Below are 13,979 nucleotides of genomic sequence, written 5' to 3'. Positions count from 1 at the left end.
GTAGAAATCGCCCGGCGGCCCCGCCGGGCTGCACCTGCCTAGGCAGTCACTCCCCCACCGCCGCCAACAGCCGCGCCTTCTCGCCCACATCATCGGGCCGCGAGATTGCCTCGGCCAGCTCTTCCAGCGTCGAAATCGAATGCCCGGCCCGAAAACTGTCGACATGCGGCAGCATCGTGCGGATACCCTGCGCCTTGGGCGCAAAACCCTCCCAGCGCAGCAGGGGGTTCAACCAGATCAGGCGGCGCGACGACAGGTGCAGCCGCTCCATCTCCTTGGCCAGCATCTCCGGCGTCCCGCGATCCAGACCGTCGGTGATCAGCAACACCACAGCCCCCTGCCCCATCACCCGCCGCGACCAGTCGCGGTTGAAATCATGCAGACATGCGCCGATCCGCGTGCCACCTTCCCAGTCCTGCGCCTCCGACCCCGCCGCCCGCAATGCGGCATCCACGTCGCGGGTCGCCAGATGGCGGGTGATATTGGTCAGCCGCGTGCCAAAGGTAAACCCGTGCACCTTGGCCCATCCCGCCCCCTTCTGATTGGCCACGGCATGGAGAAAATGCAAAACCATCCGACTATACTGGCTCATCGAACCCGAAATATCGCAAATCACCACGAGGTTCGGCCAGCGCGGTCGCGGGCTCTTGCGCGCCAGCGCCCGGATGTCGCCCCCCTGCCGCATTGCCGCCCGCAGCGTGCGCCGCCAGTCGGCCTGCCGGCCCAGCGCATCCGCCTTGCCCCGCCGCGACGGGATCGGCTTGACCGGCAGCGCCAGCCTCGCCAGCATCCGCTTGGCCCGCGCCACCTCATCCGTGCTCATCTGCTCGAAATCCAGCGTCCGCAAGCGTTCCTCGGCCGACATCGTCAACGAAGCGTCCACCTCGATCTCGCTGCCACCCTCTTCCTGCGCCACATCCGGCGCATCGCGCTCCACCCCGTCCAACAGCGCCTCGGCCGCTCGCTTCTCGGCGGATTGCGCCGTGCGCTCTTCCTGCACCCCGCGCACCGCAGGCAGCATCATCGCCATCATATGCTCAAGATACCGCGGATCCCGCCAATACAGGCGAAACACCTGCGCAAAGACCGTGCGATGCTCGGGCTTGGACACGAAACAGGCGTGCAGCGTCCAGTAAAAATCCTCTTTCCGCGTGAACCCCGCCGCCTCAACCGCGCGGATCGCATCAATCACGCGCCCCGGCCCGATCGGCAGCCCCGCTTTGCGCAGGGCCCGTGCGAAATAGGTGATGTTGTGGCTTAGCTTCGGCGCATCCGGCAGCTCGAGGGGGATGTGTTCAGCCATGCCAGACGCCTCGCATGCACCACATGCAGTCAGCGCACACTAGGCCACCTCCATGCTGGCCCGCGCCTGATCCAGAAGCCGCCCCGCCTCTGATCCCTGAAGCTTGGCAATGTCGTCCTGATACTTCAGCACCGCACCCAGCGTGTCGGCAATCACCTCAGGGCTCAGCGTCAGAACATCCAGCGCCAACAGGCACTTGGCCCAGTCAATCGTCTCGGCCACACCGGGTTTCTTGAACAGGTCCTCGGTCCGCAACTGCTGGACAAAGGCCACGATCTCGCGGCTCAGCGCCTCTGCCGCCTCTGGTGCCCGCGCCTGAAGGATCGCGATCTCGCGCTCGAAATCGGGGTAATCCACCCAATGATACAAGCACCGCCGCTTCAGCGCATCATGCACCTCCCGCGTCCGGTTCGACGTCACGATCACGATCGGCGGCTCGGGCGCTGCAATGGTGCCGATTTCCGGGATCGTCACCTGGAAATCGCTCAACGCCTCCAAGAGAAACGCCTCGAACGGCTCGTCCGTGCGGTCCAGCTCGTCGATCAGCAACACCGGCGCACCCGCCGGATCGGGCCGCATCGCCTGCAAAAGGGGCCGCTCCACAAGGTAATCCGGCCCGAACAGTTCCGCGTTCAACACCTCGCGATCCGCGCTGCCGCTCGCCTCTGCCGTGCGGATCGCCACCATCTGCGCAGCAAAGTTCCACTCGTAAACCGCGCTTGACGCATCCAGCCCCTCGTAACACTGCAACCGGATCAACCGACGGCCCAGCGCCGCCGCAATCGCCTTGGCAATCTCGGTCTTGCCGACACCCGCCTCCCCCTCAAGGAACAGGGGCCGCCCAAGGCGCAGCGACAGGAACACCACCGTCGCAAGCGACCGCCCGCAGACATAGCCCTCTTCGCCAAGTGCCGCCTGCACCGCGTCTATCGAATTGAAATCCTGCATCCTGCCCCCTCTCTCTCGCCTCAAAGGCTGCCCGATGCCCGCCCCCGCGGTCAAGGCGCTGAAGCCCCTGCATTGCTGGCAAAATTTCCAATTTTCGCCGCAATGTCCCAATAGTGATAAATCAAAAGGTATCCCCATCGGCGCATTCGCCAAGTGACGTGGGGGAAAGGGTTAAGAGCATGCAAGACGCACCAAACGGTTTCGATACCCCCATGCTGGGATTGAAACCCGCAGAGTGGATTGAAAAACTGGAAGAAATCGCCGAGGAACACGGCTACTACCAGCCGCTTGGCGCGCATCACCACAGCACCTTTGTCGAAGACAAGCCGCTGCTGCTCGTGACCTTTGAAACCATCGAATCGATTCAGGATCGCGCCGACACCGGCCAGCCCTTGGGCTTTGAACTGGTGCGCGAACTGGGCTGGTCGCACCTGTGCATCCTGTCCGAAGGCCAAAGCTGGTTCCGCGATCCGGCGGTCTTTGCCTATTTCGACCGCCTCGTCGATGACGGCTTTTTCGACGAATTCGAACGCGTGATCTTTTACGGCGCAGGCCCCGGCTGTGCCTATGCCGCCGCCACCTATTCGGTCTGCGCCCCCGGTGCCACGGTTGTCGCCCTGCAACCCCAGGCCACCCTTGATCCGCAACTGACCGGCTGGGACACCCGCTTCCGCAACATGCGCAAGACCTCCTTTACCACCCGCTACGGCTATGCCCCCGACATGACCGAGGCCGCCGAAAAGGTCTTTATCTGCTATGACCCGATGGAGCGCGAAGACGCGATCCATGCCGCTCTGTTCCGCGCCGAGAACACCACGCTCCTGCCACTGCCCAACATGGGGGACCGCCTCGAGGATGATTTCTTCGAGATGCAGATCCTGTTCCGCCTGCTGGCCAAGGCCGGCAAGGGCGAACTGGATGCCCACGCCGCCCACCGCCTGTTCCGCGCACGCCGCACCCATGTGCCCTACCTCGACCGCCTGCTTCTCGCCATCGAGAAACAGAAGCGCCCGCTGCTCAAGGCCTACCTCTGCGCCAACGTCGTACAGCGCCTTGACGCCCCCCGTTTCCGCCGCAAGCTCGAACTGCTGGAAAACGCCGCCTCGCGCGGCAAACTGGCGGGCTGACGCACAGGCCAACGCAAAGGGCGAATCCCCAGAAAACCGGCGCTTTTTCGCACCGCCCCACTGGCGCGGCGCATCGCTTTTGTGTATGGCCCAAAAGCATGAGCACCACCCTGACAATCGCCCGCCCCGACGACTGGCACCTGCACCTGCGCGACAGCGCCATCCTGCAGACCGTCCTGCCAGAAACCGCCCGCCATTTTGCCCGTGCCATCGTCATGCCGAACCTGGTTCCACCCGTCGTGACCGGTGCACAGGCCGCCGCCTACCGCGAGCGCATCATGGCCGCCCTGCCCGAAGGCATGACCTTCCAGCCGCTGATGACGCTCTACCTGACCGAGGACACCGATCCCGAAGACCTCGCCGCCGCCCACGCCAGCGGCCTGATCACCTCGGTCAAGCTCTACCCGGCCGGGGCCACCACCAATTCCTCCTCGGGTGTCACCAACTTCGACAAGGTCCGCCCCGTACTCGAGAAGATGGCCGAGATCGGCTGCCCGCTCTGTGTTCACGGCGAAGTGACCGACCGCGAGATCGACATCTTCGACCGCGAAGCCGTGTTCATCGACCGCGTCCTCGACCCGATCCGCAAGGCCACACCGGGCCTGCGCGTCGTGATGGAGCACATCACAACCAAGAACGGTGCCGACTATGTACTGGCCAACGATAAGGACCTCGGCGCGACGATCACGGTCCAGCACCTGATCCTGGATCGCAACGACATGCTGGTGGGCGGGATGCGTCCGCACTATTACTGCCTGCCGATCCTGAAACGCCGCGAACACCGCGAAGCCCTGCTGGCCGCGGCCACCTCGGGCGACACGCGCTTCTTCCTCGGCACCGACAGCGCCCCGCACCCGACCCACGCCAAAGAGGCCGAATGCTGCGCCGCGGGCTGTTTCACCGCCCCCAACGCCCTGTCGATCCTCGCCCAGACCTTCGAACAGGCCGGCGCGCTGGACAAGCTCGAAGGCTTCACCTCCCTGCACGGCCCCGCCTTCTACGGCCTGCCGGTCAACACGGACACCATCACCCTGACCAAGGGCGACACCGAAGTGACCTACCCCAACGCCCTGCAGGCGGGCGAGCACACCGTCACCGTCTTCGACCCCGGCTTCCCGCTCTACTGGAGCGTAGGCTGAGAGAGCTCAATCCGCTTTGGGACAACCCGTCTATTTCGCGCTTCAAATGGATCGGCAGGCACTCACAAGTACGGTAGTAGAACTGAAACACCGCGCTTAGGTTGAAATGCTTTCAAAATCTTGGCAAACTTCCTCCGATTTTTGTCATCACTTTTGAGATTTCCAGATGCGCGTTTTCCCAGCGGTCCCTGCTGCACTGATCTTGCTATCGGCTTTTTCTGCAGGAGCTGAAGTAAGAGGCATTGGCTTTGACGCCCCGGCCAGCGATGTCCTGACCGCCATAGTCTCCGGGGACAGCCTGAAACTCATCTATAGCCTTCAAGACAATGATCAGTCCGAACTCTACGCAGGTCAGCTAGAGGCCACCATAGGCGGAGGTCGCGTAAAAGGCAGAGTAAATGCCGCCAACGTGCCTCAGGGCGCTAAAATCATCTGCTTTAGGTTCGTGGACAAGTCGTTGGATATCAGCTTGGCTATTATCGAACCCTGTGACGTGTTTTCAGCCGCAGAAGTCGCTGAACAAAATCAGTTTTTTGCATTGCGCGGACTTGATACGTCCAAAAATTATTTCAGCAATCGCCTGAACGAGATCGAGAAGGATGTGGATTCCTTCTCGTCAACCGAGGCGGTACTACGGAAAAGAGAAAACGACTTCATTTCTTTGCTGAAACGCCCCTTTGACTCCGATCATTATCGCGGCATTGGTGTCTTGACTGCGAAACTTTTGGCCAGATCCGCCCCACTGGGCCGGCTCCAACACCAGCATTATTTCCAAATTCACAACCCCGACGCACAAGGTATCGCCAGCAAAATCAGAACGGTGGTTCTCGGCGATACCTCCACCGAGGGCGGTACCAACGCCGCCAAAGAGATCCTGCTTGGCATGCAGAAGATCAGTCTGAGCCAATACGCCTTTGGCCAACCGGAATTCCGTCGGAACTACTGGTCCACACTTCGCTTTCTATACCAACAGCGCACTAAATACGTCAGAGACAAAAACCGCAACGCTGGATTCATTGCCAAGGATTTCATTAACTACTGCAGTCAAATCACAGTCGAATACGACCGGAACGAATGCCTGTCCCAGTTTTTCGCGTCTTATGATTTTCTCGTCAAAGCTGACGATACATACAATACAAAGCCACATTCCGACATCATGGTAACCTACCAGACCGTCGTCCAAACGACGAAGTGCGATCCAACGACCTCTGGACTTTCCAGTGAAGCCTTCGACGAGCATCTCACCAAAATATGCGGATCAAACACCCGCCGGTGCAGTCGTCATTTCGCGGATATGTACCGTTGTTTCAAAAAAAGGAGTAGTGAATGAGTACGCCCAAACCAATCGAAAATTCGATTGCCCGAATTCTGATTTGGCAAACTGCAATCTCAGGATTATTGGCCATTCTTATCATTGGCAGCGCCACACTCATTCCGCTGTACGCAATAATATACAAGGATAATTCGGTCCAGACGCCACCTGAAATAAAGGACTGGGGCGGCATTATCATCGGGTTTTTCTTTGGGTCCGCGCTTACCCAGATGTCGACCATGATCACCAGTCTCACGGGCAAGGCACAATCCAGCGAACAAAACACGATTACAAATCCCTCAGACTCTGGTTGAGCCGCCGGATCTGAACCGGGCCTTCAAAAACTAAAGAGTCACGGCAGACCAACAAGTCTGCCGTGACTCCGTTTCTAGTCTTCTCATTCCCGAAAGATCTGCGATATGTAACCGGAAAACACCGGAGCCAGATATGATCCCCACCTCTTATCCCTCGCAAGAAGAAATTGCCCGCCTGACCGCGCGTATGCTGCTGGAAATCGGCGCGGTGAACTTCAACACCGATGAGCCCTACACCCTGGCCTCCGGCCTGCCATCGCCCTCCTACATCGACTGCCGCAAGCTGATCTCCTTCCCGCGCATCCGCAGCACGCTGATGGACTTCCTGACCGTCACCGTCATGCGCAACGCGGGCTTCGAGGCCTTCGACAACATCGCCGGTGGCGAAACCGCGGGCATCCCCTTTGCCGCGCTGGTGGCCGAACGCATGGCCCTGCCCATGACCTACGTGCGCAAGAAACCCAAAGGCTATGGCAAGAACGCCCGCATCGAAGGCGCCATGAGCGAAGGCGAACGCGTCCTTCTAGTCGAAGACCTCACCACCGACGGCGGCTCCAAGCTGAGCTTCGTCGACGCCATTCGCGACACCGGTGCCACCTGTGGCCACACCGCGGTGATCTTCTACTACGACATCTTCCCGGAAACCACGAAGACACTGGGCGATCACGGCGTTGATCTGCACTATCTCTGCACCTGGTGGGACGTCCTCGCCGAAGCCCGCGCCCAAAAGGCCTTTTCCGAGGAAACCCTTGCAGAGGTTGAAAACTTCCTGAAATCGCCCCGCGAATGGCAGGAAGCCAACAAGAAAGGCTGACCCTCGGTCAGCCCGCTGTTAACACTTTTTCTGTGGATAACTCTCTGGGGCAGTTTGTGGACAAGACTGCCCCAAAACGTCTCGACTCGACGTGATTTGGACGAATCGCAACCCTGTGCCACAATATCTTGGAGCGCAGAGCGCGCCTAACTCAACGTGACCGACGTTATCTACAGGCATATCCACCGACTTATCCTGATAGGTGCCACACCAATTTGAGGATAGAACCAGTGGTACTGGGAACTGGGCACAGCCTCGCCAAAGACGGGGCGCCCGACCTTGGGGACAGAGAATGAACGAAATCGCAGCCATCAATCCGACCGGCGAGTCGACAGACGCCGATCCGATGCCGCATTCCATCGAGGCCGAGCAGCAGCTTCTGGGGGCGATCCTCACCAACAATGACATCTTCGACCGCGTCGCTTCGGTGATCACGGCAGACCATTTCTACGATCCCGTCCACGCGCGGATCTATGAAATCGCGGCCGCCCGCATCGCCAAGAACGCGCTGGCCTCGCCGGTGACGCTGAAGGCCTTTCTCGAAGATGACGAGGGTCTGAAGGAGCTGGGCGGCCCCGCCTACCTCGCACGTCTGGCCGGGGCCGCCATCTCGTCTTTCGCCGCCCGCGACTATGCGCAGATGATCTATGACATGGCGATCCGCCGTGAACTCATCGGCCTGGGCGACAACATTTCTACCTCGGCGCGCAAGGCCGATATCAAACTCGAGCCGCGCGAACAGATCGTGCAGGCCGAGCAGGCGCTCTACAAACTGTCCGAGCAGGGCCAGACCGAGCGCGGCTTCGTCTCCTTCCTGAAGGCGGTGACAGAAGCGGTCAACACCGCCAACGCCGCCTATCAGCGTGACGGCGGCCTCGCCGGGATCTCCACCGGGCTGATCGACCTCGACAAGAAACTCGGCGGCCTGCACCCCTCCGACCTTCTGATCCTCGCCGGTCGTCCCTCGATGGGGAAAACCTCGCTGGCCACCAACATCGCCTTCAACGTCGCCAAGGCCTACAAGAAGGGCATCAAACCCGACGGCTCCGAAGGCGCGGTCGAAGGCGGCGTGGTCGGCTTCTACTCGCTCGAGATGAGCGCCGAACAGCTCGCTTCGCGTATCCTCTCCGAGGCCGCCGAAATCCCCTCGGAACAAATCCGTAAGGGTGACATGACCGAGGCCGAGTTCCGCCGCTTCGTCGATGCTGCCAAATCGCTCGAGGCCTGCCCGCTCTACATCGACGACACCCCCGCCCTGCCCATCGCGCAGCTCGCGGCCCGTGCCCGTCGCCTCAAGCGGACCCACGGCCTTGATCTGCTGATCATCGACTACCTCCAGCTCTGCCGCGGTACCGCCGACAACCGGGTTCAGGAGATCGCCGAAATCTCGATGGGCATGAAGGCCATCGCCAAGGAATTGAACATCCCGGTGATCGCCCTGTCCCAGCTGTCACGGACCGTGGAAAGCCGCGACGATAAACGCCCGCAGCTGTCGGACCTGCGTGAATCGGGCTCGATCGAACAGGATGCCGACGTGGTGATGTTCGTGTTCCGCGAAGAATACTACGTGGAACGGGAAAAACCCTCGGATGACCGGCTCGAGGAAATGGCCGCGTGGCAGGAGCGCATGGAACGCCTGCACGCCAAGGCCGAAGTCATCCTCGGCAAACAGCGTCACGGCCCGATCGGCACCGTGGAACTCTCCTTCGAGGGCCGCTTCACCCGCTTCGGCAACCTCGTCAAACCCTGGCAGCAGGACGGCGCAGACGAAGGCTTCTGATGTCGCGCCCCCTGCTGATCCTGCACATCGGCTCGCAAAAGACAGGCTCCACGGCCATTCAATCCGCCCTGGACGCCTGTCCCCAAAGCCTTGCCCAAAGCGGCCTGCGCTTTGCCAGCGCGGGGCGCAACCACATTTCACACAACCGCATGTGGCAGGCCTTTGTCGCCAACCGCCCGCGCCCGCCTTTCCTGCGCCTGCGCGAGGAACTCAAGGCCAACCCCGACGCCACCCATATCCTGTCCTGCGAAATGTTCCTGCGCCCCGAAGTCGCGCAGGTCTTCGCCCGCTTCCTTTCCGCACCGCAACGCGCCCGCACCCGCGTGATTGTCTACCTGCGCAGGCAAGACGAATACTTCGAGGCGATGTACAAACAGCACCTCAAGAACGGACGTTTCAAGGGCGATGTCGCGGCCTATCGCGCCTTTCTTGGCGACCGCCTCGCCTATGCCCCGATCCTCGACGCCTTTGACACTGCCTTTGGCCGCGAAAACCTGATCGTCGTGCCTTACGAACGCGCCGAATTTCCGGGTGGCAACGTGGTGGCGGACTTCGCCCACCGCGTCGGCTGGCAGGCCCCACCAACAGACGCGCTTGGTTCGGGCCAGACCAATGCCTCGCTCGCCCTGCCCTATTGTCAGGCGCTTGGCACCCTCCCTGACCTGACACCACCCGTCCGTCGCCACCTGATCCGCGCCCTGATCGCCGATCCCTCTGGCAAAACACTGGCCGGCAACGATTGCCTCACCGCCACAGAACGCGCCGCAATGCTTGCGGAATTTGCCGACGACAACGCCCGCACCTGCGCCACATGGACCAAAGGGCGCACAACCCTGTTTTCCGAGCCGATCACAACCACCGTCAAACCCGCCATCTCTCTTGACGCGGCCCGCACCCATATTGAAACCTTGCTCCCGACAGCACCCGCCGCGCTGGACACGCCAACCTGACGAGGGCCGAATGACCGAATTCACCGAAATCCCCGTGATCGACGCCAGCGCCCTGCACGAGGGCGACCAGACCACCCTCATCTCGGATTTCCGCGCCGCCTATGGCACAACGGGCTTTGGTTACATCGTCAACCACGGCATCGACCCCGCACTGGTCGACGCGGTTTTCGAAGCCTCCCGCCGCTTCCACGCCCTGCCGATAGAACAGAAACTTGCGATCAAGGTGAACCGCACCCATCGCGGCTATATCCCCATCGACAGCTCGACCGACGTGAACTCGCAACTGGCAGAGGTGACAAAACCCAACCAGTCCGCCAGCTTCATGATGATGCGCGAAGACAGCGCCGCCGACCCCGACCTCTACCTCTCCGGCCCCAACCAATGGCCCGACCTCGACGGCTTTCGCGACACGCTGACCGCCTATGCCGAACAGCTTTCCCATCTCGGCCATGCCCTGATGCAGGTCGCCCTCAAGGCCGCGGGCGTGAGTGACACCGCGATCATGTCCGCCTTCGACACCCCCACCATCTGGCTGCGCCTCCTGCACTACCCGCCGTCACCAGCCGCCGCGCCAGACGACCTCTATGGCTCGGCCCCGCACACCGATTTCGGCTGCCTGACCATCCTTGCCCAGGACGATGTCGGCGGTCTTCAGGTCCGCACCCCCGGCGGCGATTGGGTCGATGCCCCCCGCATCCCCGGCAGTTTCGTGGTCAACGTCGGCGACATGCTGCACCGCCTCAGCAACGGTCGCCTGCTCTCCACGCCACACCGGGTGATCAACCGCTCTGGCCGCGAACGCTTTTCCTGCCCGTTCTTCTATGATCCCAACGTCGCGACCACCATCGCGCCCCTGCCCGGCACCGGCACGCCCCGCTTTGATCCGATCCGCTTTGATACCTTCCTGCGCAGCGAACTCGAAGCCGCCTATGATGCCCATAAACCAACCACGACATGACGCCCCGGCACCGCCATTGACGCAGGGAAGTCGCGTCATCGGCACCCTTTCTCCCATGCGCCCGCTTTCCCCTTGACCTTGTCCCCAACACCGTCAAAAACGACCGCATGGCTACCGCGACACTGACAATCGACCTCAACGCCCTGACCTCCAACTGGCGGGCACTGGATGCAATGACAGCCTGCGAGACCGCAGCCGTGGTCAAGGCCGACGGCTATGGCCTTGGCGCCGACCGCGTCGCCCGCGCTCTGGCCAATGCGGGCGCGCGCAAGTTCTTTGTCGCCGCCACCGAAGAAGGCGCCGCCCTGCGTCAGGCGCTCGGTCCGGGGCCGGAAATCTGTGTGTTCTCGGGTCACATGGCCGGCGACACCGACATGATCTCCGATCTGCAACTCACCCCGATGCTGAACTCGCTCGACCAGATGCTGCGCCACTTCGAGGCCCTGCCCGGCGCGCCCTTCGGCATCCAGCTTGATACCGGCATGAACCGCCTCGGGATGGAGCCCCACGAATGGGCCGCCGTCCGCGACATCGCGATCGAACAGGGCCCGACACTGATCATGTCGCACCTTGCCTGCGCCGACGATCCCGAACACCCGATGAACCCGCACCAGCTTGCGGTGTTCCGTGACATGACCGACGGCCTCGACGTGCCCCGCTCCCTTGCGGCCACCGGCGGCATCCTGCTCGGCCCCGACTACCACTTCGACCTAACCCGCCCCGGCGTCGGCCTCTACGGCGGCATGCCCTATGTCGAAGCCACCCCCGTTGTCACCCTCGACATTCCGGTGATCCAGATCCGCGACGTCGCCCCCGGCGAAACCGTCGGCTATTCCAACACCTGGACCGCCGAACGCCCCTCCCGCGTTGCCACCATCGCCGCCGGCTACGCCGACGGCCTGATCCGTGGCATGGGCAGCGAGGCCTGGGTCCACGCCGGCGAAACCCGCTGCAAGATCATCGGCCGGATCTCGATGGACATGATTGGCGTCGACATCACCGACGCCACCGAAGACCCCGCCTCCGTGGAACTGATCGGCCAGCACCAGTCGGTCGACACCCTGGCCGACTGGGCCGGCACCATCGGCTATGAAATCCTCACCTCGATGGGCGCACGCTATTACCGGCGGTACAAGTCATGATCCTCGTGACGCCCCTAGCGGCCCTCGGCCGCGCCACCATCAGCGTCTTTGCCACCATCGGGCGTGTCGCGCTCTTTGCGCTTGCCGCACTCACCCACATCCTGCGCCCGCCTTTTTATGGCCGCGAATTCGCCGTCGCCCTTCTCAACATCGGCTGGCTGTCGCTGCCCGTGGTCGGCCTCACCGCCATCTTCACCGGCGCCGCCCTTGCCCTGCAAATCTATGACGGCGGCTCGCGCTTCTCGGCCGAAGCCGTGGTGCCCCAGATCGTCGCCATCGGCATGGTGCGCGAACTCGGCCCCGTGCTTGTCGGCCTGATGGTCGCCGCCCGCGTGACCTCATCCATCGCCGCCGAGATCGCCACCATGAAGGTGACCGAACAGATCGACGCGCTGACCACCCTGTCGACCCACCCGATGAAATACCTCGCCGCCCCCCGCGTGCTGGCCGCCCTCCTCGTGGTGCCCGCGCTGGTTGGCATCGGCGACATCATCGGTATCTTCGGCGGCTTTGTCGTCGGCACCCAGCAACTGGGCTTCAACCCGGCCACCTACATCACCAACACCGTCGACTTCCTGCAACGCTCCGACGTGATCTCCTCGCTGATCAAGGGCTCGGTCTTCGGCGGCATCGCCGCCACCATGGGCTGCTACTTCGGCATGCACTCCGGGCGCGGCGCACAGGGTGTGGGCGCAGCCACCAAGGCCTCGGTTCAGGCCGCCGCCGTGCTGATCCTCGCCGCCAACTTCCTGCTCACCTCGATCTTCTTCGTGTCATGAACCGCGGCCTCGCCCTCCTTGCCCTCGGCACCCTCGCCGCCTGCGGCCCGCCCCCGTCGGGCCTCGATCCCGTTCTGATGCACTACAACTTCTACAAGGACTACGAGAGCCGCGAGACCGCCCTCAACAAGGCCTTCGCCAAACACCTCTCCGGCCGCTCCCGCCCCGAGGCCATCGCCCGCCTGCAAGACTTCGGCTTCTTCTGCACCACAACCTCGTGCAGCCTTGAAACCCACCACAAGGAAACCTGGGCCGAGAAACACTTCGGCATCAGCAACAGCGCCAGGGGCATGCGCAACCACCACGCCACCTGCTACGTGGTCACCTTCACCGGCGATCCGCAAACCGACCCCACGGCCCTCACCGCCCGCAGAAGTCACCAGACAACCCAGCGCCCCTGGACCCAACCGCAAGAGCCGCCCCAACCCTGCGAGGTCTCGCAATGATCACCTTCGACAACGTCCACAAGGCCTTTGGCCCCAAGAAGGTTCTGCGCGGCGTCAACCTGCACGTCCCCAAGGGCGAATCCATGGTCATCATCGGCGGCTCCGGCACCGGCAAATCGGTGACCCTGAAATGCGTCCTCGGCCTCCTGTCCCCCGATCAGGGCACCATCACGGTGGATGGCAAGGACGCCACCAAGGGCGACCGTGATGCCTTCCTCGCCCGCTTTGGCATGCTGTTCCAGGGCGGCGCCCTCTTCGACAGCCTCACCGTCTGGCAGAACGTCGCCTTCCGCCTGCTGCGCGGCTCGCTGAAACGCCCCAAGGACGAAGCCCGCGACATCGCCATCGAGAAACTGCGCCGTGTCGGCCTCACGCCTGATGTGGCCGATCTCTTCCCCTCCGAACTCTCCGGCGGCATGCAGAAACGCGTCGGCCTCGCCCGCGCCATCGCCGCCGAGCCGGAAATCATCTTCTTCGACGAACCCACCACCGGGCTTGATCCGATCATGTCCGGCGTCATCAACGACCTGATCCGCGAAATCGTGGTCGAAATGGGCGCCACCGCCATGACCATCACCCACGACATGTCCTCGGTCCGCGCCATCGCTGACAAGGTGGCCATGCTGCACGACGGCGTCATCCAATGGACCGGCCCCGTCGCCGACATGGACAATTCCGGCGATCCCTACCTGACCCAGTTCATCTCCGGCAGCGCCGAAGGCCCGATCGAGGCGGTACGCTAAACCGGTCCCTGACCGGTGCAGGCTTCAATGCACCCCAAAAACTCCCGCCGGAGGCGCCCCAAACGCGGCCCTAGACGATCTATCCCGCCCGGCCCCGCCGGGCAGCGCCTGCCTGCCCCCCCGGCAGGCGCTTTACAACGTACCCGCCCGTGATCACCCCACTTCCCCCATCAAGGACAGCCCACTTTGCACCGTCGCGCCCATGCGCCTCCCCAGGCAGGCGC

The 13,979-nt window shown here is 62.6% G+C and carries 14 protein-coding genes; 12 read left to right on the top strand and 2 right to left on the bottom strand.

What is annotated here, in order from left to right; translation table 11 throughout:
• Positions 1–46: 46 nt before the first annotated feature.
• Both NNA36_RS06565 and NNA36_RS06560 read right to left on the bottom strand, forming a co-directional pair.
• A complete protein-coding gene (locus tag NNA36_RS06565; protein WP_255105475.1) occupies positions 47–1,303 on the bottom strand; it encodes a VWA domain-containing protein in 1,257 nt (418 codons plus the stop codon).
• 39 nt (positions 1,304–1,342) lie between these two features.
• The gene (locus NNA36_RS06560; protein ID WP_255105473.1) at positions 1,343–2,251 is read right to left on the bottom strand and encodes a MoxR family ATPase; all 909 of its coding nucleotides are present in this window, start codon (positions 2,249–2,251) and stop codon (positions 1,343–1,345) included.
• A gap of 179 nt (positions 2,252–2,430) precedes the next feature.
• Here NNA36_RS06560 and NNA36_RS06555 point away from each other — a divergent pair, with 179 nt between their 5' ends.
• From NNA36_RS06555 to NNA36_RS06500, 12 genes are all read left to right on the top strand, one after another.
• The gene (locus NNA36_RS06555) at positions 2,431–3,378 is read left to right on the top strand and encodes a phosphoadenosine phosphosulfate reductase (protein WP_255105472.1); all 948 of its coding nucleotides are present in this window, start codon (positions 2,431–2,433) and stop codon (positions 3,376–3,378) included.
• Between the two features lie 98 nt (positions 3,379–3,476).
• Positions 3,477–4,517 carry a dihydroorotase gene (pyrC, locus tag NNA36_RS06550; RefSeq protein ID WP_255105471.1) on the top strand — a complete coding sequence of 347 codons (1,041 nt, stop codon included), beginning with the start codon at positions 3,477–3,479 and terminating at the stop codon, positions 4,515–4,517.
• A 166-nt stretch (positions 4,518–4,683) separates the two neighbouring features.
• A complete protein-coding gene (locus NNA36_RS06545) occupies positions 4,684–5,847 on the top strand; it encodes a hypothetical protein (RefSeq protein WP_255105469.1) in 1,164 nt (387 codons plus the stop codon).
• Positions 5,844–6,143 carry a hypothetical protein gene (locus NNA36_RS06540; RefSeq protein WP_255105467.1) on the top strand — a complete coding sequence of 100 codons (300 nt, stop codon included), beginning with the start codon at positions 5,844–5,846 and terminating at the stop codon, positions 6,141–6,143. The genes NNA36_RS06545 and NNA36_RS06540 overlap by 4 nt, the downstream gene beginning before the upstream one ends.
• Positions 6,144–6,276: 133 nt before the next feature.
• Positions 6,277–6,957 (top strand): orotate phosphoribosyltransferase, encoded by a 681-nt coding sequence (locus NNA36_RS06535; protein WP_255105465.1) that lies wholly within the window; start codon positions 6,277–6,279, stop codon positions 6,955–6,957.
• A gap of 292 nt (positions 6,958–7,249) precedes the next feature.
• Positions 7,250–8,737 (top strand): replicative DNA helicase, encoded by a 1,488-nt coding sequence (locus tag NNA36_RS06530; RefSeq protein ID WP_255105464.1) that lies wholly within the window; start codon positions 7,250–7,252, stop codon positions 8,735–8,737.
• Positions 8,737–9,687 (top strand): hypothetical protein, encoded by a 951-nt coding sequence (locus tag NNA36_RS06525; protein WP_255105462.1) that lies wholly within the window; start codon positions 8,737–8,739, stop codon positions 9,685–9,687. Before NNA36_RS06530 ends, NNA36_RS06525 begins: the two co-directional genes overlap by 1 nt.
• 10 nt (positions 9,688–9,697) lie before the next feature.
• Positions 9,698–10,645: an isopenicillin N synthase family oxygenase gene (locus NNA36_RS06520; protein WP_255105460.1), complete on the top strand. Its 948-nt coding sequence runs from the start codon at positions 9,698–9,700 to the stop codon at positions 10,643–10,645.
• 107 nt (positions 10,646–10,752) lie between these two features.
• Positions 10,753–11,787, top strand: a complete 1,035-nt coding sequence (gene alr / locus NNA36_RS06515; RefSeq protein WP_255105458.1) for an alanine racemase — start codon at positions 10,753–10,755, stop codon at positions 11,785–11,787.
• Positions 11,784–12,566: an ABC transporter permease gene (locus NNA36_RS06510; protein WP_255105456.1), complete on the top strand. Its 783-nt coding sequence runs from the start codon at positions 11,784–11,786 to the stop codon at positions 12,564–12,566. The genes alr and NNA36_RS06510 overlap by 4 nt, the downstream gene beginning before the upstream one ends.
• Positions 12,563–13,012: a hypothetical protein gene (locus NNA36_RS06505; RefSeq protein WP_255105454.1), complete on the top strand. Its 450-nt coding sequence runs from the start codon at positions 12,563–12,565 to the stop codon at positions 13,010–13,012. Before NNA36_RS06510 ends, NNA36_RS06505 begins: the two co-directional genes overlap by 4 nt.
• Positions 13,009–13,755, top strand: a complete 747-nt coding sequence (locus tag NNA36_RS06500; protein ID WP_255105452.1) for an ABC transporter ATP-binding protein — start codon at positions 13,009–13,011, stop codon at positions 13,753–13,755. The genes NNA36_RS06505 and NNA36_RS06500 overlap by 4 nt, the downstream gene beginning before the upstream one ends.
• Positions 13,756–13,979 lie beyond the last annotated feature (224 nt).

This window comes from Shimia sp. CNT1-13L.2, from assembly GCF_024331145.1.
Lineage (GTDB): Bacteria > Pseudomonadota > Alphaproteobacteria > Rhodobacterales > Rhodobacteraceae > Shimia.
Note: the sequence above shows the minus strand (reverse complement) of the source record. Positions and strands in the feature narration are given on the sequence as shown.

Coding starts and splice junctions, on each gene's coding strand:
- NNA36_RS06565 (WP_255105475.1), bottom strand. CDS start 1,303: ATGGCTGAACACATCCCCCTCGAGCTGCCGGATGCGCCGAAGCTAAGC.
- NNA36_RS06560 (WP_255105473.1), bottom strand. CDS start 2,251: ATGCAGGATTTCAATTCGATAGACGCGGTGCAGGCGGCACTTGGCGAA.
- NNA36_RS06555 (WP_255105472.1), top strand. CDS start 2,431: ATGCAAGACGCACCAAACGGTTTCGATACCCCCATGCTGGGATTGAAA.
- pyrC (WP_255105471.1), top strand. CDS start 3,477: ATGAGCACCACCCTGACAATCGCCCGCCCCGACGACTGGCACCTGCAC.
- NNA36_RS06545 (WP_255105469.1), top strand. CDS start 4,684: ATGCGCGTTTTCCCAGCGGTCCCTGCTGCACTGATCTTGCTATCGGCT.
- NNA36_RS06540 (WP_255105467.1), top strand. CDS start 5,844: ATGAGTACGCCCAAACCAATCGAAAATTCGATTGCCCGAATTCTGATT.
- NNA36_RS06535 (WP_255105465.1), top strand. CDS start 6,277: ATGATCCCCACCTCTTATCCCTCGCAAGAAGAAATTGCCCGCCTGACC.
- NNA36_RS06530 (WP_255105464.1), top strand. CDS start 7,250: ATGAACGAAATCGCAGCCATCAATCCGACCGGCGAGTCGACAGACGCC.
- NNA36_RS06525 (WP_255105462.1), top strand. CDS start 8,737: ATGTCGCGCCCCCTGCTGATCCTGCACATCGGCTCGCAAAAGACAGGC.
- NNA36_RS06520 (WP_255105460.1), top strand. CDS start 9,698: ATGACCGAATTCACCGAAATCCCCGTGATCGACGCCAGCGCCCTGCAC.
- alr (WP_255105458.1), top strand. CDS start 10,753: ATGGCTACCGCGACACTGACAATCGACCTCAACGCCCTGACCTCCAAC.
- NNA36_RS06510 (WP_255105456.1), top strand. CDS start 11,784: ATGATCCTCGTGACGCCCCTAGCGGCCCTCGGCCGCGCCACCATCAGC.
- NNA36_RS06505 (WP_255105454.1), top strand. CDS start 12,563: ATGAACCGCGGCCTCGCCCTCCTTGCCCTCGGCACCCTCGCCGCCTGC.
- NNA36_RS06500 (WP_255105452.1), top strand. CDS start 13,009: ATGATCACCTTCGACAACGTCCACAAGGCCTTTGGCCCCAAGAAGGTT.